We start from the raw sequence: 24,457 nt of genomic DNA, 5'->3' as shown, positions 1-24,457 counted from the left end.
GTCGGGCCATGCCTCCGGCGGGGATATTTATGGCCAGATGAAGGGCGGATCACCCGTTCGGGTCGTAATCGCTGAGGCGTTTGCCGGGTTCGTCTGTGAAAAGTTCCGGCAAGGGCGTGATGCTTTCGATCAGGTCGATGCGAAAGACGCGGAAACCTGTGCGCAGTTCGCACCATGCGGTCAGCGTCCAGACGCGGCCCCAATATTCCATGTGCAGGGGGCGGATCGTGCGTTCGGTCAGGGTGCCGTCGATGCGGCGATAGCTGAGGTGCAGTTTCTGGCGCGATTTGATCGCTGCGCGGATCGGGGCCATATGGGCCAGCCCGCGTGCGGCATCGGCAAAGGGGTAGACGGCGAATTTCCAGCTGTCGGCCTCGGCGATGACCTGCGTGGGCAGCACGGCGTCGATCTTTTCGGCAAGGGAATTGGCGGCGGATTTGAGGTCGGGATCGGCGGCCTCGGCCACAATGGCCATGCCGAGGTTCAGAGCCTCAAGTTCGGCGGGCGTCAGGTTCAGTGGCGGCAGGGTGATCTGCTCGCGCACCATATAGCCTACACCGCGTTCCCCTTCGACCGGGACGCCCGAGGCTACCAGCGTGTCCATGTCGCGGTAGATCGTGCGGACCGACACTTCGAGCCGGTCCGCGATGTCCTGCGCGCGGTGCAGTTTACCGTCGCGCAGGATCTGAATGATGTCGAACAGGCGGTCAGTGCGGCGCATGATACGCCGTCTGATCCGCGTTTAGGCGGTCATGTTCCATAGCACGGTCTCGTGGCGCATCTGAGCGCTGTCGGGGTTGATCGCGGCCATCAGGGCGGGAGCGAAATCCTGCTGCATGAAGGCAGCGGCGGCCTCTTTTGCCGATTTCATATCGGTCCAGACAACATAATCTGTCCAGCGGCCGTCCTCACCCTGGCTCAGCTGGCGGTGGGCGAAGCCGGGGGCGGCGCGGACGAAAGCCTCGGTTGTCTGGCTAAGTTTCACGAACTCATCCGGGGTTGTGCCTTGGGCGAGGGCAAAGGTGACGATTTCTGCAACATGGGTCATTTGGATCTCCGTTGACCTGGGTTTCGATGTGATCGTCATAGGTCCTTCCAACTGACATAAACCTGTCAGTTGAAAAATGCGAGTCTGCAAAAAATGCGCGATTTGTTCACTTTCACGCGCAGAATTGATCTGCCTCACTTTCTCCGGGTGCTGTCCGGGCGTAGACACGGGCCCAGATCATGTTCCCGGCGCGCCCGCGCCGACGCAGAAGGAGATAAGACATGCTTAACAATATCGGCCTTCCCGGCCTGCTGCTGATTGCTGTTGTGGTGCTGGTGCTGTTTGGCCGCGGCAAGATCAGCTCGTTGATGGGTGAAGTGGGCAAGGGCATCACCGCGTTCAAGAAAGGCGTCAAGGACGGCACCGAAGAGCTGGAACAGGACGCGTCCGAGCTGGCCAAGGACGTCACGCCCGAGACCGACAAAGACAAGGTCTGAGCTTAGATGTTTGATCTGGGCTGGACCGAGCTTCTGGTCATCGGCATCGTCGCGCTGATTGTGGTGGGGCCGAAAGACCTGCCTGTGCTGTTTCGCAATGTCGGCCGTTTTGTCGGCAAGGCGCGGGGCATGGCGCGCGAGTTCAGCACCGCGATGAACGAGGCCGCGGATGAGGCTGGCGTCAACGAGATCAAGAAGGGCCTGAATGCGGCGGCCAATCCCGTGAGCACCGCTATGGACGGGATCAACGAGGCCGCGCGCGACGTGGCCAAATCCATCGACCCGACCAAGTTCGATCCCGACAGCGAGACCGGAAAGCTGGCTGCCGAGCGTGCCGAGCAGGCCAAGAAGATTCAAGCGACGACTGCCCGCGCGGCTGCTGAACGCAAGGCTAAAGAAGCAGCGGACGCGCTGACGAAGGCGGAAGAGGCCGAAGCGGCGCTGAAGACCGAAAGCAAGACATGACCAAGACCGACGAGATCGAGGACAGCTCGGCCCCATTGATTGAGCATCTGACCGAGCTGCGTACACGGCTGATCCACAGCGTGGTCGCGTTTCTGATTGGGATGATCATCTGTTTCACCGTGGCCACACCGCTGTTTAACTTCCTGACCATGCCGCTGTGCGAGGTTCTGACCGAGCGCGGGCAGGATTGCGGGCTGATCTTCATCTCGCCGCAGGAAGGGTTCTTTGTCGCCATCAAAGTCTCGCTGCTGGGCGGGTTCATTCTGGCGTTCCCCTATATCGGGATGCAGATGTGGCGGTTCGTGGCCCCGGGACTTTATAAGTCCGAAAAGAACGCGTTTCTGCCGTTCATGCTGGCCTCGCCTTTCATGTTCCTGTTGGGGGCGAGTTTTGCGTTCTATGTCGTCACGCCGCTGGCTTACGACTTCTTCCTTGGGTTTCAGCAGTTTGGCGCTGAAGGTGAGGCTGTGACCGAAGGCGCCACCGCGCCGCTGAGCGTTGTGTTTCAGGGTTCTGCACAGGAATACCTGAACCTGACAATCAAGTTCATCGTAGCTTTTGGCCTGTGCTTCCAATTGCCCGTGTTGCTGACCCTGATGGGCAAGGCCGGATTGGTCAGCGCCGAGGGTTTGGGCGCGGTGCGCAAATATGCGGTGGTTGGCATTCTGGTGCTGGCGGCGATCGTGACCCCGCCGGATGTGATCACTCAGATCATTCTCTTCGTGGTGGTCTATGGCTTGTATGAGATTTCGATCTTCCTCGTCGCCCGTGTCGAGAAGAAGCGGGAAGAGCAACTGCGCGCTGATGGTTACTATGATGACGAAGAAGCCGAGGCTGACGCGGACATGATGCAGGATTACGAAGAGACCAAGTAATCCGCTGCAAACTTTGAAAAGGTGCGCCCATCATCGGCGCGCCTTTTTCATGTTCCGCCCTTGTTGTGCCGGGTCGAACATGGTTGAACTTCGCCGAAACACCCGCGGAGAAATCGATGGACGAGCAAGCCCTGAACCGTATCGCCGCCGCGCTGGAACGCATGGCCCCAGCGCCACTGGCAGCCCCTGATTTCAACGCGGCCCCGGCTTTCGTGTGGCATATTGAGCCCGACCGGTTGGAGCCTGTGACGCAGGTCAATCGAGTCGATCTGGACCTGCTGGTAGGCATCAACCGCTCGCGCGATACGCTGCTGGACAACACGCGCCGCTTTGCCAATGGGTACAAGGCCAACAACGCGCTGCTGTGGGGCGCGCGGGGGATGGGGAAATCCAGCCTCGTCAAAGCGGTGCATGGAACGCTGCAAGCCGACCACCCGGATCTGAAACTGGTGGAACTGCAGCGTGAGGATATGGGCTCGGTCGCGCGCCTGCTGAACCACCTGCGCGTCGCGCCGCACCGGTTCATCCTGTTCTGCGATGACCTGTCGTTCAGCCACGATGACCAGCACTACAAATCGCTCAAGGCGGTGCTGGATGGCGGCATCGAAGGCCGCCCAGAAAACGTGGTGTTCTATGCCACGTCGAACCGCCGCCACCTGATGCCGCGCGACATGATCGAAAACGAACGCTCCAGCGCGATCAACCCGTCCGAAGCGGTCGAGGAGAAGGTCTCGCTTTCAGATCGTTTCGGCCTGTGGCTGGGTTTCCACCCCTGCGATCAGGACGAATACCTCGCGATGATCGACCGCTACTGCGCCGCCCACGGAGTGAAAGTCGACGCAGAAACCCTGCGCGCCGAGGCCATCGAATGGCAGGCCACCCGTGGCGCACGCTCGGGCCGCGTCGCATGGCAATTCTTCGTCGACCTTGCCGGGCGCAACGGCGTCCATATCGGGTGATCCACCCGCTTCATCTGGCCATAAATATCCCCGCCGGAGGCATGGCCCGCAAGGGCCATCCCCTAAAGCTGCGCCAAAATCCGCGCGGCCTCATCCGCCGTGCTGGTCAAAGCATCCCGATCTTCGCCGGGATGGAACCGGGCGCGCACCGCGGTGGGCATCGGCGCAGGCTCGACAATCGATACACGGGGACCGGTCCGCTCGGTCTCGGCCGCCCAGCTACGGGCCAGGGCCATCTGGGCGGCCTTGGTGGCGCCGTAGATGCCATAGAACTTCTCACCGGCCTTGGGATCGTCGAAGAACACCGCCTGACCCGACTCGCCCAGCAGGGGCGTGATGTAGGGGATCAGAACCGAGGTTGCCGTCGCGTTGATATTGACCGCCTTCGCCCACTCCTTCGGATCAACGAAATGCGCGGGTGTCAGGGCCGAGGTGTGGACTGCCGTATGCAACCAAAGATCGACCTTGCCCCAGCGGTCATGAATGCCCCGGCACAGGGTCGCCATCGCATTGGGATCGGCGATATCCATCGGGGCCAGAGTGGCCGCGCCACCCTTGGCTTGGATGCGGTCGTCCAACTCTTCCAGCCCGCCCGTTGTGCGGGCGACGGCGACGATGTGATACTCGGGGCTGAGGGCCTCGGCCAAGGCCGCACCCAACCCGCGCGAGGCCCCGGTAATCAGGGCGATTTTGGTCTGATCGGTCATGACTGGGGTTTGAACCCGCGCGCGCAGGGCGTCAAGTCAGGATCAACTACCGGGAATGGCGATCCGGCGGTTCTGGCCGCTTTGTCGCAGCACCACGCCGTCCTGATCAATGGCGACCACCTTGCCCGTGCCCACACGGCTTCCGGGCTTGACCTTTTTGACCCGTCCCGACGACAGGCGCATGAGCGCCTGTAACTCGGCCCCGGGGCCAAACACGCCCAGCACCGAGACCAGATTCTTCTTGAGAACACCGGCCTGCGTGGCGGCGCTGCTGACTGTTGTATTTGCCATGATCTGCGGCCGGGCTGCGCGCCCGGACCCTGTTTTGTGAGTGGTTGAGGGCGCCCGGCTAACACAGCAGCCACCGGGTCGAAAGGACCATTTGGTCCGGCTTTTTTGGGGGGGGGCTGAACGGGGTAATGGAACCTGCTGCAAATGCAGCCCGTTCAGCAAAAGGTTGTAGGCGGATTTTGACCGATGGTCGGGGTCAATCCCAATGGCCGGGCGTCACCCGGCCAAAGCGATTCGCCTCAAGGGGCAGGGCTAGCCCGACGCAAGTTTGGCCGCGTTCCACGATCCGCCGACGACTTGCATGTCCTCGCGTTTTTTGCTGACCCGGCTGCTGGTTTCGAGGCTGTTTAGATAGTCCTCGTCAATCCCGGTGATGTAGTTGCCGTCAAAGCACGAGCAATCAAAGGCTTCGATCTCGGGGTTGCCCTCTTTTGCGGCCCAGATCAGGTCGTCGAGGTTCTGATAGAACAGCGCATCCGCACCCAGTTCCTCGCGGATTTCCTCGATCTCTTTGCCGTTGGCGATCAGTTCATGCCGGGTGGGCATGTCGATGCCATAGACGTTGGGATATTTCACCGGGGGCGAGGCGCTGGCGATATAGACCTTTTTTGCACCCGCCTCGCGGCACATCTGCACGATTTTCTTGATGGTGTTACCGCGCACGATCGAATCGTCGATCAGCAGCACATTATGTCCGTCAAACTCCAACGGTACCGCGTTCAGCTTGCGGCGCACGGATTTCTGACGCTCGGCCTGACCGGGCATGATGAAAGTCCGGCCCACATACCGGTTCTTTACCAGACCCTCACGATAGGGGATGCCGGTGATCTTGGCAGCCTCAAGCGCGACGGGGCGGGCGCTGTCGGGGACGGGGATGATCCGGTCGATCTCAAGCCCTGAGTCCTGTATCTGTTTCGCCAGCGTCTGACCCATGCGCATCTGGGTCTTGTAGACCGAGACCCCATCCAGCAGGGAATCCGGGCGCGCCAGATAGACATATTCGAAGATGCAGGGGGTCAGTTGGCCTTCGACGGCCTGAAACTCGTGCATGTTGCCATCAAGATCGATCAGGATTGCTTCGCCGGGGTTCAGGTCGCGCAGCTTGTCAAAGCCGTTGATGCCAAAGGCCACGTCCTCGGAGGCGAAAGCATAATCATCGCCATCACCCGGCGCTGCGCGTTTGGCCACCGACAGCGGGCGGATGCCGTAGGGGTCGCGGAAGGCCAGCATCCCGACGCCTGCGACCAGACAGATCACGGAATAGGCACCCTGCACCCGCTCCATCGTCATCTTGACGCCTGCAAACAGGTTGTGGATCGGGTCGGCATTGCCGTTGACCTTGATCGCATCGGCGACCTTGTCGGCCAGCACGTTCAGCAGAACCTCGGAATCCGAAGTGGTGCGCAGATGGCGGCTGTATTTGGCAGTGACTTTTTCGCGCTGCTTTTCGGTGTTGGTGATGTTGCCATTATGGACCAGATAGATGCCGTAAGGTGCGTTCACAAAGAACGGCTGCGCTTCGGCCGCGCTCAGCGAACCTGCGGTGGGATAGCGGACATGGCCCATGCCGACCCGGCCCAGCAAGGTCTCGGCGTCGCCGGCGTTGAACACGTCCTTGACCAGACCATTGGCCTTTTTCTCGCGGAAGAACTCGCCATTATAGGTCACGATCCCCGAAGCATCCTGACCCCGGTGCTGCAGCATCAGCAGCCCGTCATAGATTTCCGCAAAGACATCATGTGTCCGGCTTGCGATCCCCAAAATCCCACACATACACGGGCTCCGTTTTCTATGGCTTGGTCTGGCTGGCGGTTTGGTCGGAGAGGGTGCGGCACGGTATCCGGTGCATCCCGCAGGGATGGCACGCCTGCACGAGCGCGGGGCCCAGTGCGAGTGAGAACAGATACAGCAAGATCGGCAGCTCCGATTCCATGTCGGTACGGCCCCGACATAATGCCTAACGCTGCGCGTGTCATCAAAGGATCACATATGCGGTTTGCCGCAGGCGGGATTTCTGTGGGACGCGGGTAATGGATGACAAAATGGCTGGCCTGTGCTGTCATGTTTCCCGAACGGGATTGGGTGGAAGGCCAGCCATGTGGCAGCACAAGCAGAACGCTCCAAAGGACAAACCGGTCAAGCGGCGGTGCCACCGGTGCCGTGGGTCCGGGCGCGCGCCGTGTGAGATCTGCAAAGGCAGCGGTGAGGTGGTCAAAAGCCGCGATCAATACGGCAAGCCGATCCCCAGCCGGTGCGACGGCTGTTTTGGTCTTAAGAGCATCCGCTGCACGATCTGCGGCGGCGAAGGGTTCGTCTGAGCGGGCATGAAAAAGCCCGGTCATAGCCGGGCTTCTTACGTTTAGTGCTTTGTGAGCGGGATCAGCTGTCCGAAGCCTCGGTCGGCGCGTCAGCGGCATTGTCGGCGGTGCAGCTTGCGACCAGTTCTTCGTACTGAGTGGTGACCCAGCCCAGAGCAGCCTCGGGGTTTTGTTCTTCGATCTTGCCGCTGAACTGTTCGAACACCTTGGCCGAGCGGCTTTCGTCGACCATCGTGTAAGACTGGCCGGTCATCACCGTGTCGTAGACAAAGAACGCGATAGCCACCAGCAGGATGCCGCGCGCGATGCCGAAGAAGAACCCAAGCGCCTGATCCAGCCCACCCAGCGCCGAACGTTGCACGAGCGACGAGAACAGCGGCGTGAAGATGCTGACAATGATCAGCGCGACAGCGAAGACGGCAGCAAAGCCAGTTATGACCGAAAGTTCGCAGCTGTCGCGCAGGAATTCTCCGACCACCGGGACCTCTTTGACCAGCGGCACGGCCTGGGGCGCGAAGATGAACGCCAGAACTGCGGCGGCGACCCAGCCCGCGATGGCCAGAACCTCACGCATGAAACCGCGCGAATAGGCCAGCAAGCCCGACAGCACGATGATCAGGGCCACAACCCCGTCAATAATTGTAAAACCTTCCATGGCCCTCGCCTGTTCGTTTTTCTGCCCCTCGGGGCGCGACCTTAACCTGCTCCGAAGGTTTCGCCAACAAACCCAACCAAATCAGAGGGTCGGGTGAGTGTCAGACCTGCCACAGTGCCGGTTTTGCCACCCGCCGGAGCAATTGCCGCTGTGAAACCAAGTTTTTGCGCTTCTTTCAACCTGTTTTCAGTCTGCGGGGCGGGTCTAAGTGCCCCGGATAGCGAGATTTCTCCGAAAACCACGGTATCCGCGGGCAGGGCGGTGTCTTCGCGGGCGCTGAGCAATGCGGCGGCGACGGCGAGATCCGCGGCGGGTTCGGAAACTTTCAGCCCTCCGGCTACGTTCAGATAGACGTCGAGGCCCGCAAAGGGGATACCGCAGCGCGCCTCTAACACTGCAAGGATCATCGCAAGCCGCCCGCTGTCCCATCCGACGACGGTGCGCCGGGGCTGAGAATGGGGTGACGGAGCGACGAGAGCCTGCAATTCGACCAATACCGGACGGGTGCCTTCGATCCCTGCAAACACGGCTGAACCGGGGCTGGGTGTGCCGCGTTCGGACAGAAACAGGGCCGAGGGGTTGGTGACTTGCGCGAGCCCCTTGCCGGTCATTTCGAACACGCCGATTTCATCGGCTGGGCCAAAGCGGTTCTTGACGGCCCGAAGGATGCGGAATTGATGACCGCGTTCGCCTTCGAAATAAAGTACGGTGTCGACCATGTGTTCCACGACGCGCGGCCCTGCGATCTGGCCTTCTTTGGTGACGTGGCCAACCATGATGATCGAAACGCCGTGTCGTTTCGCAAACGTGGTCAATTCGTGCGCTGCGGCCCGGACTTGTGACACCGAGCCCGGCGCGCTGTCCACATTGTCGGCCCACATGGTCTGGATCGAGTCGATGATGGCGAGGCCGGGCTTTTCGGCCTCAAGCGTGGTGAGGATATCGCGCAGGTTGGTTTCGGCGGCCAGTTGGACCGGAGAATTTTCCAATCCCAAACGACGCGCGCGCATCCGCACCTGCGCGCTGGCTTCCTCGCCTGAGACGTAGATGGTTTTGATCCCATTGCGGGCAAAGCGGGCGGCGGCCTGCAGCAGAAGGGTGGATTTGCCGATGCCGGGGTCTCCGCCCACCAACAGGGCCGAGGCGGGGACGAGGCCGCCGCCGAGGACGCGATCAAGTTCCTCGACCCCGCAAAGCGTGCGGGGCGGGGGCGTTTCTTCGGTCGAGAGGTCAGTGAGAGCGATGGATTGTCCGCGTTTGCCGCCAAGGGATTTTTTCGCAGGGCCAGCGGAAAGGGGGGCTTCCTGAATGATGGTGTTCCATTCGCCGCAGCCATCGCAACGACCCGACCATCTGGTGTGTGAGGCACCGCAGGCGGAGCAGGAGAATGTTTGTGTCTTTGCCATGGCGCCCTTCGTGCCCGAGGCGGGGCGGTTCTTCAAGCCCTTGCGGGCTTTCCTCACCGCCGGGGGCGGGCCGCGTCGTCAGGCCCTGCGGGCCATCCTCTGCGGCGGGCGCTTTCAGCGCCTATTCCGCTGCCCGAGGCGGGGTCATGGCAACCACGCTGGCGGGTGTTTTGTCGTCGGTCGAGGATTGCAGTTGCGCCGAGAGTTCAGGCAGCAGATCGAACAACTCATCCCGCAGACGCGCGAGTTGCGATTTGGCGATGGATTCCTCGATCTCGATGTCGCGCGTCCATTGGCGCAACTCGTGCTGGATGATCTGGGCCTCTTCGATGCGCTGCTGGAACTGCTCGACCTCTTGCTGGCGTTGCTGCAGGAAGGTGCGGGCGCGGTCCACTTTGGCGTCGCCATAGGTGTCGGCCAGCTCCTGACTGATCTGGCTCATCTGTGCAGCCAGTTCCAGCACTTGCGGCTCAAGCCCCTGCAGATCGGGATGGTCGCGCAGAAAGGCCATGCGTTCTTTCACCGCGTCGAATTCAGAGGACAGCGAGAAGGCCCCGCTGCGGTCGGCGGCGTGGGCCATCTGATAGGCCCCGGCCACGTCCTGCATGTTCAGGGAAAAGTTGCGGTGGGTCCGTTCGAGCGCCATCATGCGGGCGCTGGAGGGCAGGTAGAAGGCCAGCATCAGGATCAGCACGGTCAGGCCGATCTGGATGTAGATGCCAGCGTCGATCACGCCCGTTTCACCGAAACCGGCCTGCATCGAAAGCCAGGGAATGATGCCAAGGGCCGACAGGGCTGTGGCCGTAACCGCGCCGAGGGCGGCGGCGCAGATTAGGAAAAACGTGAACTTCAGGAAAACATTCTGGAATTGCAATGTTGCTGCGTGGAGGGCGGCCATGGTCGTCGAACTCCTTCATCTACCGATACGAAACCGGGCCGAAGCGGAGGGTCATCAAACACGATCTGGCCCGCTGCGGACCCGTGAACTACAAACACGTTGCTGCTCGAAATATCTAAATGATACCTAGAAATGCGTTTTCAATCAATTAGGTCTGAGGTTTTCGTGAACCGAATGTCATCTCTGTAATATGACCCAGGGTCAACGAGGCGAGGATGCATCCGGTAAAAAGATAGAGGCCCCAGGCGGTTTCGATGGTGGCGTAAGAGATGCCTTTGGCCAGCGTGATATACAGCGCAATGAGGAAGATATCGGCCATCGCCAGCTTGCCGAGGATGTTGAGCGCGGGCTGCACGCGCGGGTCCAGCAGGTCCCATTGGATCAACGCGGTGCCGATGGTTTTGATGTAGGGCGCGAACAGGGCGAAGACGGTGACGATCAGCGCGAGGAAGATGTCGGCTTTCCACAAGGACTGGAGGCCGGTGATGACGCTGATTTCGCTGAGGCCGAAGATCGGCAGGAGGCCTGCGCGCATCAGTGGGGCAAACCACGCGATGGGGTAGAGGATCAGGAGGGAGAGGGTGGCGAGGCGGAGGGTCATTCCTCTGCGTCTCTCATATCCTCAAGTTGCAATGGATCATCGGTTTTATCTAATGATAGTATTTGTTTTCGTTGACCACGTACCGCATTTGAAAGTTGTTCCACCCTGTCAAATGCTGGCTTAGCCTTTTTACCCGCTGTTCCAAGAGCTTCGCCAAGGTCGACGAGTTTGCCAAGAACTAGATGAAAGTTACTCAACTCTTTGTCGACTTCCCTTTGAACTGAGTTCACCGCAGACAGAACGCGTCTTTTCTGCTCTTTGTTCATCCACGTATTTTCGTGGACTTCATGCCTTAGTTCCCCAATGATTTCATGGATTTTTTTGCGGTGCTCCCCATCGAAAGTTATGGCTTCTGAAAACTCTTCCGATTGATCTTCATACTCCAATGCAACTTGTTCTTCTATTTGCATGGTTAAGATATGGGTCTTCCAGCCACTTACGATTTCCTCGAAGCGAGAACTAATATCCAACATTTGTGTCTGTGCGGAACCACTTGGTGGTTTTTCCGGATATTCGAATCCCAAACGTTTGGCGGCATGTCTGAATCTCGTATCTGCGCGCAAAAAATCCTCGTAGTAGTTCTCATTCCATGTGTCCGAGTCACTGTTACCGCTTTCTTGCTCCCAAGCTTCTTCGAACGCTGCAATGTGCTTTAATAAAATATCAAAAAAATCTGCCATATTAATTCCTCTCTCACCGCACCGCCTCAATCGGCCCCTCAGCACTCCCACTGATAAACTGCTCCACATAGGGATCACCCGCGGCGTCCATCTGACCGACAGGGCCGGTCCATTGGATCACGCCTCCGTGCAGCATGGCGACGTTGTCGGCAATGGCGCGAACCGAGCTCATGTCGTGGGTGATGGTCATTGCGGTGGCACCCATCTCGGTCACGATTTCTCGGATCAGGTCGTTGATGACGCCGGACATGATGGGGTCCAACCCCGTGGTGGGCTCGTCAAAAAAGATGATCTCTGGCTCGGCGGCGATGGCGCGGGCGAGGCCGACGCGTTTTTGCATCCCGCCTGATAATTCCGCCGGGAACCGGTCGGCGACGTTGGATTTCAGGCCGACGCGGCGCAGTTTCTCGATGGCGATTTCGCGGGCTTCTTCGGCGGGGCGTTTCAATGAGCCGCGCAGCAGGCGGAAGGCGACGTTTTGCCAGACGGGCAGCGAGTCAAACAGCGCCGCGCCCTGAAACAGCATCCCGAAGCGCGCCAGAAACGCATCCCGGTCACCTTTCTGGGCGTCCTTGCCGTCGACATAGATCATGCCGCTGTCGGGCTTGATCAGGCCAAGGATGCATTTCAGCGCCACCGATTTACCCGTGCCCGAGCCGCCGATGATGACCATCGAGGTGCCCTTGGGGATATCCAGGTTCATGCCTTGCAACACGTGGTTGTCGTCAAAGGCTTTATGTACGTTCTCCATCCGGATCATAGCGAGAAGAACACCCCTGTGAGTACGAAATTGGCGGCGAGGATCAGCACGGCAGCGGCCTCGACCGAGCCTTTGGTGGCGCGCCCGACGCCCTGCGCGCCGCGGCCAGAGGACATGCCGTAATAGCAGCCCATGATGGCGGCGATGACGCCGAAGCCGGCCCCTTTGACCAGTGACGAGACGATGTCGCGCGCTTCAAGGAAATCGACCGTGTTTTTCAGATAGGCGGCCGGGTTGAAGCCCAAATTTTGCGTGGCGACGGTGTAACCGCCTGCGATGCCGATGATATCTCCGATCGCGACCAGTACGGGAACCGTGATCAGTGCTGCAAGCACGCGTGGGGCGGTAAGGTATTTCATCGGATGGGTGGACAGGGTGACCAGGGCGTCGATCTGTTCGGTCACTTTCATCGTAGCGATTTCTGCCGCGATGGAGGACGTCACACGGGCGGCGATCATCAGGCCGACAAGTACGGGGCCCAGTTCGCGCACCATGCCGATGGCGACGATCTGGGGCACGACGGCCTCGGCGTTGAAACGCGCACCGCCAGCATAGATCTGCAGCGCCAGCGCGCCGCCGGTGAAGATGGCGGTCAGGCCGACCACGGGGAGGGACAGCCAACCGATGTTCAGCAGCGCAATGCCGAATTCACGCGGATAGAATGGAGGGCGGAAAATATGCGAAACCGCGTCCAGCGCGAACAGCGCGACGCGGCCAAACGCGGCCAGCATGGTCAAGATGGTCCGACCAAGTTCCCCCAGCAATGAGAGGGGGGTCATTCCACGTAGCCTCGGGAATAGCGGCTGCCGAGCGAGGTCAGAATCTCATAGCCGATGGTGCCGGCAGCTTCGGCCAGATCATCGACGGTTTGGTGCCCGTTCAGGATACGCAGGCGGTCAGGTTTGTACGGCAAGTCGGTAACATCCACGGTGATCAGGTCCATCGAGATACGTCCTACCACCGGGCAGGGCTGATCACCAGCGAATGTGTCGATGCCGCCGCCAATGGCACGATGCAGCCCATCGGCATAGCCTGCCGCCACCGTCGCGATCTTGGACGGGCGGCGTGCGGACCAGCTGTTGCCATAGCCCACGGTTTCGCCGACAGCGACGTCGCGCACTTGAATCACAGGCAGATCGACCGTGACCACGGGCTTGGCCCCGGCGAATGGGATCCCGCCATAGAGGCCAATGCCCGGGCGGCAGAAATCGAAATGGAATTCCGGCCCCAGCAGGGTGCCTCCGGTCGCGGCCAGCGAACGCGGCACCTCGACCCCGTCGGTCATCTGCTTGAAGGTCTCAAGCTGCTGGCGGTTCATCGGGTGTTCGGGCTCGTCCGAGCAGGCCAGATGGGACATCACGACCAGCGGGTCACGCTCCAGCGCTTTGTGCTTCAATTCCGCCCAATCCGCGGGCTCCAGCCCGAGGCGGTTCATGCCACTGTCCAGCTGGATGCCGAAGGGATGGTCGGGCAGCGCCTCAAGATGGCGTTTGAACTGTTCCGGTGAGTTGATCAGCGGTGTCAGGTTGTGGTTGCGCAGCAGGTCGCTGTCACCTTCCATATGGCCCGAGAACACAGCGACCAACGCCTCGGGGCCGACCGCTTCGCGCACGATGGCGCCTTCTTCCGCAGCGGCGACGAAGAACTTGCGCACGCCTTCTTCGGCCAGCGCCCAGGCCACGGGCTCGGCACCCAAACCATAGGCGTCAGCTTTGACAACTGCGCCGGTTTCGACATCCGTCTTTGCATCCAACGCGCGCCAGTTATGGGCGAGCGCGTGCAGATTGATCGTTAAACGTGCGGTACTCATAATCCCGTTCATGACATTGCCCGATCCAAGGTCAAGAGGGAATGGTGATTTAGATTAGGGTTTAATGTCTCGAACTGAGAGCGTGATGTCGCAGGGCCAATAAATCCAAGGATTTGGCTGGCTTGGGGGATTGGGCGGTCCGTTCGGGGATTGTGCTCACATCAGTGTTAAAACGCGCCGGGATGGCCTATCGTTCATGTTTTGCGTGCAGGCGGCAACCAGCGCTGAATTGGCGGTTGCGTTTGGGGGCGGGCCGGGCGCACTCTGCCGCTGTGGTAGCAATGGGTATTATGATGGCGATCCGGTTCATAACAGGTCACAACGGGCGCGGGAGCGAGATAGAGGCGCTTTTCACCGACGTCTTCACCGCCTCGGAAGGCGCGGACGAAGGCAGGCTGGTCGGCTCATTGGTGCGCGGGCTGATGGAAACCACGCCGGATGAGGACCTGTATGTGTTCTCGGCCATGGAAGAAAATACGCTGCTGGGGTGTATCTTCCTGTCGCGTCTGCGGTTTGATCAGGATGAGCGGCAGGTGTTCATCCTGTCGCCCGTCGCGGTTAGCACCAAACACCAGAGAAGTGGTGTCGGACAAGCGCTGATCCATCATGGGCTGGATCAACTGCGCGCGGCAGGCGTTGATTTTGTCGTCACTTACGGCGACCCGGGTTACTACTGCAAAACCGGGTTCCAGCCGATCACCGAGGCGTTTGCGCGGGCTCCGCTTAGGCTGAGCCACCCGCATGGCTGGATCGGGCAACCCTTGTCGGCCCGTGGTGATGCGCCGTTGCAGGGCGCGTCGCGTTGTGTTCCGGCGTTGAACCAGCCCGCACTCTGGTAAGGATCAGTAACCTTCGATTTGGCCGTCCTGCTGCCACGGTTTGACGAGGTTGCCAAACCGCGTGAACTGCGCCTCGAACGAAAGCTCGACCGTGCCGATGGGACCGTGGCGCTGCTTGCCGACGATGACCTCGGCCTTGCCATGCAGGCGTTCCATGGCCTGCTTCCAGTCTTCCATCTTCTCCAGCTCGTGATCGCCGGGCTTTTCGCGCTCTTTGTAGTATTCCTCGCGGAACACGAACATCACCACGTCAGCATCCTGTTCGATCGAGCCTGATTCCCGCAGGTCAGACAGTTGCGGGCGCTTGTCGTCGCGGCTTTCGACCTGACGGCTCAGCTGCGACAGCGCGATGACCGGGATGTTCAACTCCTTTGCGATGGCCTTCATACCCATCGAAATCTCGGCGATCTCGTTGACGCGGTTGTCGGCCATGCCGCGGCAGAGCTGCAAATAGTCAATCACCAGCAGGTCCAGCCCATGTGTCCGCTTGAGCCGTCGCGCACGTGCGGCAAGTTGAGAAATGGGCAGGGCAGGCGTGTCATCAATGAACAGGGGGCAGGCTTCCAGTTCCTTGGCGGCGTCCACGAAGCGGCGGAACTCGGCCTCGGTCATGTCGCCCTGACGGATCTTGTGGCTTGAAATTTCCGAAGCTTCGGCCAGAACCCGACCGGCCAACTGCTCGGCGCTCATTTCAAGCGAGAAGAAGCCGACCACACCGCCGTCAATCGCGCCTTCGCTGCCATCGGGTTTAGTGCCGCGCTTATAGGCCTTGGCCACGTTGAACGCCACGTTGGTCGCCAACGAGGTTTTCCCCATCGACGGACGACCCGCCAGAATGATCAGGTCAGACGGGTGCAGCCCGCCCAATTGCTTGTCCAGGTCGGCCAGACCGGTGGAAATCCCCGCCATGCCGCCACCGCGCTGGTACGCCTCGTTGGTGACGTTGACGGCTTCTGTGACCGCCTTGAGGAAGGATTGAAACCCCTGCTCGGTCTGGCCCTGCTCGGACAACTGATAAAGCTGTTGCTCGGCCTCGACGATCTGTTCTTTCGGCTCGCTGGACACATCAACCCGTGCGGCCTTGTCCGAGATGTCGCGCCCCAGCCGGATCAACTCGCGTCGGATGGCGAGGTCATAGATCATCTGGGCGTAGTCATGCACCGCGAAGGCACTGATCGAGGCGCCCGCCAGTTTGACCAGATAGGCGGGACCGCCGAGTTCTTTCAGGCCCTCATCCTCAGCCATGAAGGATTTCAGCGTTACGGGCGAGGCAAGCGCGTTCTTGGCGATCCGTGTTGAGGCGACCTCGTAAATGCGCGCATGAACCGGATCATAGAAATGCTCGGCCCCGATGATTGAAGCCACCCGGTCATAAAGGTCGTTGTTCGTCAGAATCGCACCCAGAAGCTGTTGCTCGGCCTCGATGGAGTGCGGCATGGTTTCCGGGTTTTGAATCTGTGCGGCTGCCTGCTCGATGCTGCTGATCTCGTTCATTGCTGCTCTCTATGCCTGTTGGCACAGTCCATAGCTCAGCCCCGCCGGAGGGGGCAAATTGTATGTTTCTGGGGATAGGTTGTGCATATCTCCGGACCCCACCATCTTGACGGAAGGTGGGGTCATTCGTCAACATATTGTGCGATTGGATCACTGTGCGCGGACATTGTTTCCAAACCGCGCACAGATGTCGCAGCGTCAGCTTTTGTGCGCTTCCTGCCAGCCGCGCGGGTCGTTCAGGAAGGCTTCGACCCCGTCCAGCGTCTCTTTGTCGAACGCTTTCTGGGCCTTAGCCTCGGCCAGCACATCCCACCAAGTGCACAAGGAATGCAATTGCACGCCGTGATCGCCAAGTGTCTTCTCGGTTTCGGGAAAAATGCCATAGTAGAATATCACCGCCGTATGCCCGCAGGTTGCGCCGGTTTCACGGATTGCATCCACGAAGGACAGCTTGCTGCCGCCATCGGTGGTCAGGTCCTCGACCAGCAGAACACGTTCGCCTTCGCTCATTGCGCCTTCGATACGTGCGTTGCGGCCATAGCCTTTGGGTTTCTTGCGCACATAGGTCATCGGCAGAGCCATGCGTTCTGCGACCATAGCGGCAAAGGGGATACCTGCGGTCTCACCACCTGCGATATTGTCGAACGCCTCGAACCCGGCATCGCGCATCACGGTGACGGTCAGAAAGTCCATCAGGGTCGAGCGGATGCGCGGGTATGAGATCAGCTTGCGGCAATCAATATAGGTCGGGCTGGGCAAGCCCGAGGCCAAAGTAAACGGCTCGCGCGAATTGAAGTGCACCGCCTTGATCTCCAGCAGCATCCGCGCGGTCAGGCGGGCGATTTCGGTGCTGTCGGGGAAGGAACTGGGGATCATGGCGCAAACCTCTGGGCTAAAGGGACGTTGCGGGCTGATAGCGTGACCCTTGGGGCAGAGTCGAGAGGGCCAAAAAAGAAAAGCGGACCCCCAAGAGGTCCGCTTTCGCCCATACGGGCGGAACAGCCAAGGTGGGCCTAGCTGCTCATGTCATAGGCACGTTCTCCGTGTACCGAGAGGTCGAGCCCGTTTGTCTCGGTCTCTGCGTCTACGCGAAGCGGCGTGATCAGCGCAACCACCTTGACCAGCACAATCGTGACAACTGCCGTAAAGGCACCCACGATCACCAGCCCGCCAAGCTGCGCGGTCCAAGTGCCAAGGCCGAACAACGCGATCATGATGGTGCCGAAGATGCCGCCGACGCCGTGCACTGCAAATACGTCCAGCGTATCGTCGATGTTCAGCTTGTTGCGGATGACGTTCACGGCCTCTTGGCACAGGACGCCCGCAACCGCGCCGATGATCAGTGCCTGCACCGGACCCACAAAACCCGAGGCCGGGGTGATCGAGGCCAGCCCCGCAATCGTGCCCGTTACCAGACCCACCATCGAGGCCTTACCAAACCGGATGCGTTCCCAAAGCGCCCAAGTCAGCGAGGCGGTGGCAGCAGACAGATGCGTAACCGTCATCGCCATCGCGGCCCCGCCGTCAGCCGCCAATTGCGAGCCACCGTTAAAGCCGAACCAGCCAACCCACAGCATCGCGGCACCGATCATCACATAGCCCGGATTGTGCGGCGGCGTGGTGCGGTTGCGACGGGGGCCGAGGATCACTGCAATGATCAACGCGGCCAGACCGGCCGTTTCGTGCACCACGATGCCGCCCGCGAAATCGCGCACGCCGATCTCACCCAGAATGCCGCCGTCAGCCAGCATCCCGCCGCCCCAGATCCAATGCACCACCGGCGCATAACACAGCAGCATCCAAAGGGCCGAGAAGGTGAGGACAAAGCCAAAGCCCACCCGTTCGACATAGGCGCCGACGATCAGGGCCGGGGTGATGATGGCAAAGGTCATCTGGAACGCGAAGAACAGGATCTCGGGCAGGGTGCCGGCAAGGCTGTCGGCGTCCACGCCGTTCAGGAACGCCTTGCCCAAGCCGCCCCAGATGCCGCTCTCGCCGGGGCCGAAGGCGATGGAGTAGCCTGCGATCAGCCACAGAATGCTCATCAAACAGGCAATCGAAAAGCAGTGCATGAACACGCTGAGCACATTTCGGGCGCGCACAAGCCCGCCATAGAACAGGGCAAGCCCCGGCAATGTCATGAACAGGACCAGTGCGGTTGCAACGATGATCCAGGCTGTATCGGCTCCGTTCATGGGCCGTTCTCCTTTACCTGCGGGCATCTGGCGATGTGCCCGACGCTTCGTGAGTGGTGTGCGGCGGGTTGAAGCCGAGCGGCGACGGGGAAAAAAGAGGCAACGGCAGAAAATGCCGCTTATTTTGGCGGCTTTTTCTCAACTGGCGATGAAATTTGCGCCCCTCTCGGGCCTTTGCGCGAAATTTAGGCGGATTGCGAAAGGCCGTGTAGCAGCATCTGCAGCGCATGATCGCGCGCGGCCTTGCGAACAGACTCCCGCCCTAGTGGGCCGAACTCGACCGTCTCGGTGCGAGTCGGTTGCCCGTCCATGGCCAGCCCGAAACAGACACGGCCCTCGGGTTTGAACTCGGACCCGCCGGGGCCCGCGATGCCGGTAATCGAGACCGCCAGCTGCGCATGTGAATGCTGCACAGCGCCCTCGGCCATCTCGCGCGCAACCTGTTCCGAGACCGCGCCGTGTGCGTCGAGCGTTTCGCGGCGCACGCCCAGCATCTCTTGCTTGGCGGTGTTGGTGTAGGTCACAAAGCCTCGTTCGACCACGGCAGAGCTGCCGGGAATGTCGGTCAGCGCGGCGGCAACCATGCCGCCCGTGCAGCTTTCGGCCGTGGCGATCATCACGCCTTGCGCTTTGGCGCGGTCCAGCAGGTCGGCGACATTCACAGGCCCATGACTCCATGCGCGATCCCGGCAAGGATCAGGACGCCGATGGCAGCAAAGACACCGGCGATCACGTCGTCGAGCATCACGCCCATGGGGTCTCCGCGCCGGTCGGCCCAGCCAACGGGGCCGGGTTTGGTGATGTCGAACAGGCGGAACAGCAGGAAACCAGCCACCCAACCGGGCCAGAGCGCTGTGATCTCGATCCCATGCGCCCAGGACGGGTAGGAAATGGCCCAGAGCGCGATGAACTGACCGGCGACCTCGTCGACGACGATCTCAGATGGATCGTGATCGTCCTGGCCGTCGGTCATGACGCGCGTGGCCCATAGGCCCGCGGCAAAGACTGCGGCGGTCGCCACTACCAACAAAGGAAAGCCGCCGATCACATGCAGAATCCACGCCAGAGGCAACGCGGCCAGAGAGCCCCATGTGCCGGGGGCGGGGCGCAGGTAGCCCACGCCGCAGACGGTTCCGATCAACTGCGCCGCCGTCATGATTTCACCAAACAAGCGGTGGCCACCGATGCGATACCCTCGCTGCGGCCGGTGAAGCCCAGCCGTTCGGACGTGGTCGCCTTGACCGAGACCTGATCTGCGCGCAGCCCCATGATCCGCGCCATCTCGGCGCGCATGGTCTCGGCATGGGGGCCGATCTTGGGATATTCGCAGACCAGCGTGCAATCGACGTTTGAAATGGCATAGCCCATCTGCCCGGCCAGTTCGACGGCGTGGCGCAGGAAGATCTCACTGGCCGCGCCTTTCCATTGCGGGTCGGAAGGCGGAAAGTGCTGTCCGATATCGCCCTGCGCCAGCGCTCCATAGATGGCGTCAGTGACTGCGTGCATCCCCACATCGGCATCCGAATGACCCTGAAGCCCGCGATCATGCGGGACCCGTACGCCACACAGGATCACATGATCCCCATTACCAAAGCGGTGCACGTCATAGCCGTTGCCCAGCCTTACATTCATATCTGTTCCCATTATGCGCTCGGCCCGGGCGAAATCCTCGGGCCGGGTGATTTTCAGATTATCCGCGTCGCCGGGGACGATGACCACATCAATCCCCGCCGAACGCGCGACCTCCACATCATCCGCCGCGTCGCCGGTATGGGCTGCATGGGCTGCGGTGATCGCGTCATAGTGAAACCCCTGCGGCGTTTGCGCAGCAAAGAGGCCCGCGCGATCCAGCGTTCCCGTCACCAGCGATCCGTCCCCCGTCCAGAGCGCATCTGTGACGGCCAGCCCCGGCGCAGCGGCGGGGTGGGTGTCGAGCGCGGCCAGAACATCGCTGATGATCCGAGCGCTGACACAGGGGCGCGCTACGTCGTGGATCAGGACCTTATCAACACCATGCGCCGCCAAAGCCCGCAGTCCACTTTGAACCGATGCAGCGCGGCTGGCACCGCCCGAGGTTAGGATCAGGTCCGAGGCGTTGAATTCTTCCCACGCCTCGGTGTCGTCGTCCGACAGCACCAGAACGATATGATCGACGCGTCCCCGGAACCGATCGAGCGTCCAGTCCGCCACCCGCCGCCCGCCCAAGCTGCGCCACTGTTTGGGCACACCGCCCCCGGCACGTTGGCCGCGTCCGGCGGCGACGATGATGGCGGCTGTGGTCATCTGCGGGTTCCTTTGATTGGGCATTGTTTAGGCGGCGGTGAATGCAGAGGCAATCACCCGCGTCAAGATGCCTAAAAATTAATCACGTGATGATTTTGCGGGCTTGAATGACGCTGTTTTGTTGTTCATATGCTGCGATTTCGATATCAAATGCACAATTGCTCAAGGATTAGGCACGTTGACCCTGCGTCTTGCTGAAAAGGATCTGACCCCTCCGGTGCTGTTGGCACCCATGGCCGGAATCACCGACCGGCCTTTCCGCGATCTCGTGATGCGCTTCGGCGCGGGCATGGTGGTCAGCGAAATGGTCGCCAGTCAGGAAATGGTGCAGGCCAAGCCGGGCGTGCGCGAACGGGCAGAACTGTCGGCGGATGTGGAAAACACCGCCGTGCAACTGGCCGGGCGCGAGGCGCATTGGATGGCCGAGGCCGCGCGGCAGGTTGCCGACTGCGGGGCGCGGGTGATTGACATCAACATGGGGTGCCCCGCCAAGAAGGTGACGAACGGCTATTCCGGGTCTGCTCTGCTAAAGACGCCAGATCATGCGCTGACGTTGATCGAGGCCGTGGTGAAAGCGGTGGACCTGCCGGTGACGTTGAAGACCCGTTTGGGCTGGGATGACAGCCTGCTGAACGCGCCGGAAGTGGCGCGGCGGGCGCAGGATGCAGGTATCCGAATGGTCACGATCCACGGGCGCACCCGCTGCCAGTTCTACAAGGGACGCGCCGATTGGCAGGCGATCCGGGCGGTGAAAGAGGCGGTCTCGATCCCCGTCATCGCCAATGGAGATATTGTCGACACCAAAACCGCGCGGATGGCGCTGGATCAGTCCGGCGCGGATGGTGTGATGGTGGGGCGTGGGGCGCAGGGCAAGCCGTGGGTCTTGGCGCAGATCTGCCATGATCTTTACGGGGCGCAGGCCCCGATCATTCCCAAGGGCTCGGACTTGATCGACATGGTGCGTGGTCACTATCAGGCTATGCTGGAGTTCTACGGCACCGATCTGGGCCTGCGCGTCGCGCGTAAACACTTGGGCTGGTATATGGATGAGGCCGCAACGCCCGCCAACCTTCGGCGCGCAGTTCTGACGTCGCGCGACACGGATGAGGTGCTGCGGTTGCTGAACGACGCGCTGAGCGGCCCTGCAGAGGCAGCGGCATGAATTCGGATCAGAGCATCTGGGCCTCGTTGCCCGTACCGGCCTTTATCATCGATGCCGAGGATCGGATATCCGACGTCAATTCCTCGGGCGAGGGGTTTTTGAACGCGTCACACAAGGCAGTTGTCGGGCACCCGGTCTGGGATCAGATCGCCGTCGATGCGCCGCTGGAAGAAGCGTTTTTGCGGGCCCGCCAGCATGGCACGCCTTTGTTTGTGAACGATGTGGATGTGGGCTCGGGCAATCGTGCGCCGCTGCAATGCGCGTTGCAGATCGCGCCGCTGATGGGCCATCCCGGGTCTATGATCATGATCATCTCGCCCCGTGAACTGGCCGGGCGAATGACGCGGGGCAATACGGTAAAATCGGCGGCGCAGTCCGCCATCGGTATGGCCGAGATGCTGGCGCACGAGATCAAGAATCCCTTGGCTGGAATCACCGGTGCGGCGCAGTTGCTGAGCATGAATATTGCGCAGCAAGACCTTGAACTAACGGATCTTATTGTCGAGGAAAGCCGCCGCATCGTGAAGCTGTTAGAGCAGGTCGAACAGTTTGGAAACCTGTCCGAACCCGCGTTCAAGCCGGTCAATATCCATGACGTTCTGGACCGTGCCCGCCGCTCGGCCCTGCTGGGCTTTGGCGCGCATATGACCATTGTCGAGGACTACGATCCCTCGCTGCCGCTGGCCTATGGCGACCCGGACCAGTTCCTGCAAGTGGTGCTGAACCTGCTCAAGAACGCCTCGGAAGCCGCTGAGGAAAAAGGCACAATCCGGCTGCGGACCTATTTCGAACATTCGTTCCGCTTGCGGCGTAGCGACGGGTCGGGCCATTCGCTGCCGTTGCAGATCGAGATCATAGATGACGGTCCGGGGCTGCCCGAAAATATTCGAAGTGATATTTTCGACCCCTTTGTCTCGGGCAAGGAAAACGGCACCGGTCTGGGGCTGGCGCTGGTCAGCAAGATCGTGTCCGACCATGACGGCTGGATTTCGGCGGACTCGGTGCCCGGGCGCACCGTCTTCCGCCTGTCCCTGCGGCGCGCGCCGCCGGACCCATATGATAAGGAGAGCATCTGATGGATGGCACAGTTCTGGTTGCCGATGACGACCGCACGATCCGCACGGTTCTGACACAGGCGCTGACGCGGGCAGGGTGCAAGGTGCATGCGACGTCTTCCCTGACGACACTGATGCGCTGGGTCGCCGAAGGGAAAGGCGACGTGGTGATCTCGGACGTGGTGATGCCGGACGGGAACGGGCTTGAGATGCTGCCCAAGATCGCGCAGGACCGGCCCGGATTGCCGGTCATCGTGATCTCGGCCCAGAACACCATCATGACCGCCATTCAGGCGGCTGAGGCTGATGCCTATGATTACCTGCCCAAGCCCTTCGATCTACCCGACCTGATGAAGCGTACGGCGCGGGCGCTGGATCAAAAACAGCGCGCTCAGGTGGAGCCGGTCGAGGCCAGCGAGGATCGCCCAGATGAACTGCCTCTGGTCGGGCGGACGCCGGTGATGCAGGCGCTCTACCGTCTGGTGGCGCGGGTGATGAATACCGATCTGTCGGTGATGATCTCGGGCGAAAGCGGTACAGGTAAGTCCCTGATCGCGCGCGCTATTCACGACTTCTCGGATCGGCGGACATTGCCGTTTGTCACCGCAACCGCGGCTGATCTGAGCGATCTGGAAGGTCCTGCGCGAGTGATGGCGCGAGTGCGTGGCGGCACGCTGCTCATCGACGAAATCGCTGATATCGATGATGAAATTCAGGCCCGTATTGTGCGGATGATGGACACGCCGGGCGATCATGTACCGCGCTTCATGGCCACCAGCCAATCTGACCTGACCGACGCGATGGAGAGCGGTCGGGTGCGTCAGGACCTGTATTATCGACTGTGCGGTGCGACGATCCATGTCCCGGCTCTGCGAGAACGTGTCGACGATATTACCCTGCTGACCGACCATTTTCTGGTGCGCGAAGAACGCGACAGCGGCGCGCAACGACGCCTGAGCCCCGAGGCCGTGGAACTGGTACGCCGCTATTCGTGGCCTGGCAACGTCCGTCAGTTGGAAAACGCGATCCGTCGCCTCAGCCTGACCAGCCGTGCGGATGAGATATCGCGCACCGAGGTCGAGATGGTGCTGGGCAGCCAGCCCGAGGCCGAGCCGGTTCTGGGTGATGGGGAGCGTGAAAAACTGTCCTCCTCGGTTGGCCGCCACCTGCGGCGTTATTTCGATCTGCATGGAAACATCCTGCCGCCACCGGGCCTGTATCAACGCATTTTGCGAGAGGTCGAGGCACCGTTGATCGAGATTGCGCTGGATGCGACCGGGGGCAATCAGGCAAAATGTGCTGATCTTCTGGGGATTAACCGGAATACGCTGCGGAAAAAGATCACCGACCTCGATATTCAGGTGACACGTCGCCGCAAACTGATGTAATATCGCCACACAAACCGTGGCATTCGGGTTCGCTCCCGACAACGACCACGACATATGGCGGTCAGCCGCACAGGCGGCACATCAGTAAGAGGGCAGACGGTGGCAACCCGGGCACAGAGCGGGCCGATCCT

The 24,457-nt window shown here is 60.9% G+C and carries 27 protein-coding genes; 8 read left to right on the top strand and 19 right to left on the bottom strand.

Annotation, left to right across the window (positions count from 1 at the left end):
- Positions 1-49 precede the first annotated feature (49 nt).
- Together ACR0J1_RS12645 and ACR0J1_RS12640 are read right to left on the bottom strand one after the other, a co-directional pair.
- Complete coding sequence (locus ACR0J1_RS12645) at positions 50-721, bottom strand: helix-turn-helix transcriptional regulator (protein WP_480733170.1); 672 nt, start codon at positions 719-721, stop codon at positions 50-52.
- A 21-nt stretch (positions 722-742) separates the two neighbouring features.
- Positions 743-1,048 carry a hypothetical protein gene (locus tag ACR0J1_RS12640; RefSeq protein ID WP_480733169.1) on the bottom strand — a complete coding sequence of 102 codons (306 nt, stop codon included), beginning with the start codon at positions 1,046-1,048 and terminating at the stop codon, positions 743-745.
- Between the two features lie 221 nt (positions 1,049-1,269).
- On the opposite strand from ACR0J1_RS12640, the gene ACR0J1_RS12635 reads away from it, so the two are divergent.
- From ACR0J1_RS12635 to ACR0J1_RS12620, 4 genes are all read left to right on the top strand, one after another.
- Positions 1,270-1,485 carry a twin-arginine translocase TatA/TatE family subunit gene (locus tag ACR0J1_RS12635; RefSeq protein WP_480529638.1) on the top strand — a complete coding sequence of 72 codons (216 nt, stop codon included), beginning with the start codon at positions 1,270-1,272 and terminating at the stop codon, positions 1,483-1,485.
- 6 nt (positions 1,486-1,491) lie between these two features.
- On the top strand, positions 1,492-1,950 hold the full coding sequence (gene tatB, locus ACR0J1_RS12630; RefSeq protein ID WP_480529639.1) for a Sec-independent protein translocase protein TatB: 459 nt from the start codon (positions 1,492-1,494) through the stop codon (positions 1,948-1,950).
- Complete coding sequence (gene tatC, locus ACR0J1_RS12625; RefSeq protein ID WP_480733168.1) at positions 1,947-2,825, top strand: twin-arginine translocase subunit TatC; 879 nt, start codon at positions 1,947-1,949, stop codon at positions 2,823-2,825. The genes tatB and tatC overlap by 4 nt, the downstream gene beginning before the upstream one ends.
- Before the next feature lie 116 nt (positions 2,826-2,941).
- The gene (locus ACR0J1_RS12620) at positions 2,942-3,784 is read left to right on the top strand and encodes an ATP-binding protein (protein WP_480733167.1); all 843 of its coding nucleotides are present in this window, start codon (positions 2,942-2,944) and stop codon (positions 3,782-3,784) included.
- A 62-nt stretch (positions 3,785-3,846) separates the two neighbouring features.
- On the opposite strand, the gene ACR0J1_RS12615 is transcribed toward ACR0J1_RS12620, so the two are convergent.
- The 11 genes from ACR0J1_RS12615 to alr all read right to left on the bottom strand — a co-directional run bounded on the left by ACR0J1_RS12615 (position 3,847) and on the right by alr (position 13,910).
- Entirely contained in the window at positions 3,847-4,491 is a 645-nt protein-coding gene (locus ACR0J1_RS12615; protein ID WP_480733166.1) for an SDR family NAD(P)-dependent oxidoreductase, read from the bottom strand.
- A 42-nt stretch (positions 4,492-4,533) separates the two neighbouring features.
- Entirely contained in the window at positions 4,534-4,782 is a 249-nt protein-coding gene (locus tag ACR0J1_RS12610; RefSeq protein WP_480733165.1) for a hypothetical protein, read from the bottom strand.
- A gap of 252 nt (positions 4,783-5,034) precedes the next feature.
- Positions 5,035-6,555 (bottom strand): amidophosphoribosyltransferase, encoded by a 1,521-nt coding sequence (gene purF / locus ACR0J1_RS12605; RefSeq protein WP_480733164.1) that lies wholly within the window; start codon positions 6,553-6,555, stop codon positions 5,035-5,037.
- Positions 6,556-7,161: 606 nt separating this feature from the next.
- Complete coding sequence (locus ACR0J1_RS12600) at positions 7,162-7,755, bottom strand: CvpA family protein (protein ID WP_480733163.1); 594 nt, start codon at positions 7,753-7,755, stop codon at positions 7,162-7,164.
- Positions 7,756-7,796: 41 nt separating this feature from the next.
- Positions 7,797-9,161, bottom strand: a complete 1,365-nt coding sequence (radA, locus tag ACR0J1_RS12595; protein WP_480733162.1) for a DNA repair protein RadA — start codon at positions 9,159-9,161, stop codon at positions 7,797-7,799.
- A gap of 121 nt (positions 9,162-9,282) precedes the next feature.
- Positions 9,283-10,059, bottom strand: coding sequence for a DNA repair protein (locus ACR0J1_RS12590; protein WP_480733161.1), 777 nt, complete (start codon positions 10,057-10,059; stop codon positions 9,283-9,285).
- A gap of 148 nt (positions 10,060-10,207) precedes the next feature.
- Positions 10,208-10,660 carry a paraquat-inducible protein A gene (locus tag ACR0J1_RS12585; protein WP_480733160.1) on the bottom strand — a complete coding sequence of 151 codons (453 nt, stop codon included), beginning with the start codon at positions 10,658-10,660 and terminating at the stop codon, positions 10,208-10,210.
- Positions 10,657-11,340, bottom strand: a complete 684-nt coding sequence (locus ACR0J1_RS12580) for a hypothetical protein (RefSeq protein WP_039535857.1) — start codon at positions 11,338-11,340, stop codon at positions 10,657-10,659. Before ACR0J1_RS12580 ends, ACR0J1_RS12585 begins: the two co-directional genes overlap by 4 nt.
- A 13-nt stretch (positions 11,341-11,353) precedes the next feature.
- Positions 11,354-12,100, bottom strand: coding sequence for an ABC transporter ATP-binding protein (locus ACR0J1_RS12575; RefSeq protein WP_480733159.1), 747 nt, complete (start codon positions 12,098-12,100; stop codon positions 11,354-11,356).
- Complete coding sequence (locus ACR0J1_RS12570; RefSeq protein ID WP_480733158.1) at positions 12,097-12,879, bottom strand: MlaE family ABC transporter permease; 783 nt, start codon at positions 12,877-12,879, stop codon at positions 12,097-12,099. The genes ACR0J1_RS12575 and ACR0J1_RS12570 overlap by 4 nt, the downstream gene beginning before the upstream one ends.
- Positions 12,876-13,910 (bottom strand): alanine racemase, encoded by a 1,035-nt coding sequence (alr, locus tag ACR0J1_RS12565; RefSeq protein WP_480733157.1) that lies wholly within the window; start codon positions 13,908-13,910, stop codon positions 12,876-12,878. The genes ACR0J1_RS12570 and alr overlap by 4 nt, the downstream gene beginning before the upstream one ends.
- Before the next feature lie 281 nt (positions 13,911-14,191).
- Between alr and ACR0J1_RS12560 the strand changes: the two genes are divergently transcribed.
- The gene (locus tag ACR0J1_RS12560; RefSeq protein WP_480733156.1) at positions 14,192-14,749 is read left to right on the top strand and encodes a GNAT family N-acetyltransferase; all 558 of its coding nucleotides are present in this window, start codon (positions 14,192-14,194) and stop codon (positions 14,747-14,749) included.
- Between the two features lie 3 nt (positions 14,750-14,752).
- Here ACR0J1_RS12560 and ACR0J1_RS12555 read toward each other — a convergent pair whose 3' ends face one another.
- From ACR0J1_RS12555 to ACR0J1_RS12530, 6 genes are all read right to left on the bottom strand, one after another.
- A complete protein-coding gene (locus tag ACR0J1_RS12555; protein ID WP_480733155.1) occupies positions 14,753-16,243 on the bottom strand; it encodes a replicative DNA helicase in 1,491 nt (496 codons plus the stop codon).
- Between the two features lie 198 nt (positions 16,244-16,441).
- Positions 16,442-17,119, bottom strand: coding sequence for an orotate phosphoribosyltransferase (locus ACR0J1_RS12550; RefSeq protein WP_480733154.1), 678 nt, complete (start codon positions 17,117-17,119; stop codon positions 16,442-16,444).
- A 137-nt stretch (positions 17,120-17,256) separates the two neighbouring features.
- Complete coding sequence (locus tag ACR0J1_RS12545; RefSeq protein WP_480733153.1) at positions 17,257-18,438, bottom strand: ammonium transporter; 1,182 nt, start codon at positions 18,436-18,438, stop codon at positions 17,257-17,259.
- A gap of 185 nt (positions 18,439-18,623) precedes the next feature.
- Positions 18,624-19,100 carry a CinA family protein gene (locus ACR0J1_RS12540; protein WP_480733152.1) on the bottom strand — a complete coding sequence of 159 codons (477 nt, stop codon included), beginning with the start codon at positions 19,098-19,100 and terminating at the stop codon, positions 18,624-18,626.
- Entirely contained in the window at positions 19,097-19,594 is a 498-nt protein-coding gene (locus ACR0J1_RS12535; RefSeq protein ID WP_480733319.1) for a phosphatidylglycerophosphatase A family protein, read from the bottom strand. Before ACR0J1_RS12535 ends, ACR0J1_RS12540 begins: the two co-directional genes overlap by 4 nt.
- Entirely contained in the window at positions 19,591-20,721 is a 1,131-nt protein-coding gene (locus tag ACR0J1_RS12530; protein ID WP_480733151.1) for a bifunctional 2-C-methyl-D-erythritol 4-phosphate cytidylyltransferase/2-C-methyl-D-erythritol 2,4-cyclodiphosphate synthase, read from the bottom strand. Before ACR0J1_RS12530 ends, ACR0J1_RS12535 begins: the two co-directional genes overlap by 4 nt.
- Positions 20,722-20,899: 178 nt before the next feature.
- Here ACR0J1_RS12530 and dusB point away from each other — a divergent pair, with 178 nt between their 5' ends.
- Genes dusB through ACR0J1_RS12515 form a run of 3 tightly spaced genes read left to right on the top strand, consistent with a single transcriptional unit; the run spans position 20,900 to position 24,326 of the window.
- On the top strand, positions 20,900-21,883 hold the full coding sequence (gene dusB / locus ACR0J1_RS12525) for a tRNA dihydrouridine synthase DusB (RefSeq protein WP_480733150.1): 984 nt from the start codon (positions 20,900-20,902) through the stop codon (positions 21,881-21,883).
- A complete protein-coding gene (locus ACR0J1_RS12520) occupies positions 21,880-22,959 on the top strand; it encodes a two-component system sensor histidine kinase NtrB (protein WP_480733149.1) in 1,080 nt (359 codons plus the stop codon). Before dusB ends, ACR0J1_RS12520 begins: the two co-directional genes overlap by 4 nt.
- Positions 22,959-24,326, top strand: a complete 1,368-nt coding sequence (locus ACR0J1_RS12515; RefSeq protein ID WP_480733148.1) for a response regulator — start codon at positions 22,959-22,961, stop codon at positions 24,324-24,326. Before ACR0J1_RS12520 ends, ACR0J1_RS12515 begins: the two co-directional genes overlap by 1 nt.
- The last annotated feature ends 131 nt before the right edge of the window (positions 24,327-24,457 follow it).

This window comes from Ruegeria sp. CJ3 (assembly GCF_056536725.1).
The sequence above is the reverse complement of the archived record's forward strand: the minus strand, read 5'-3'. Positions and strand labels throughout refer to the sequence as shown.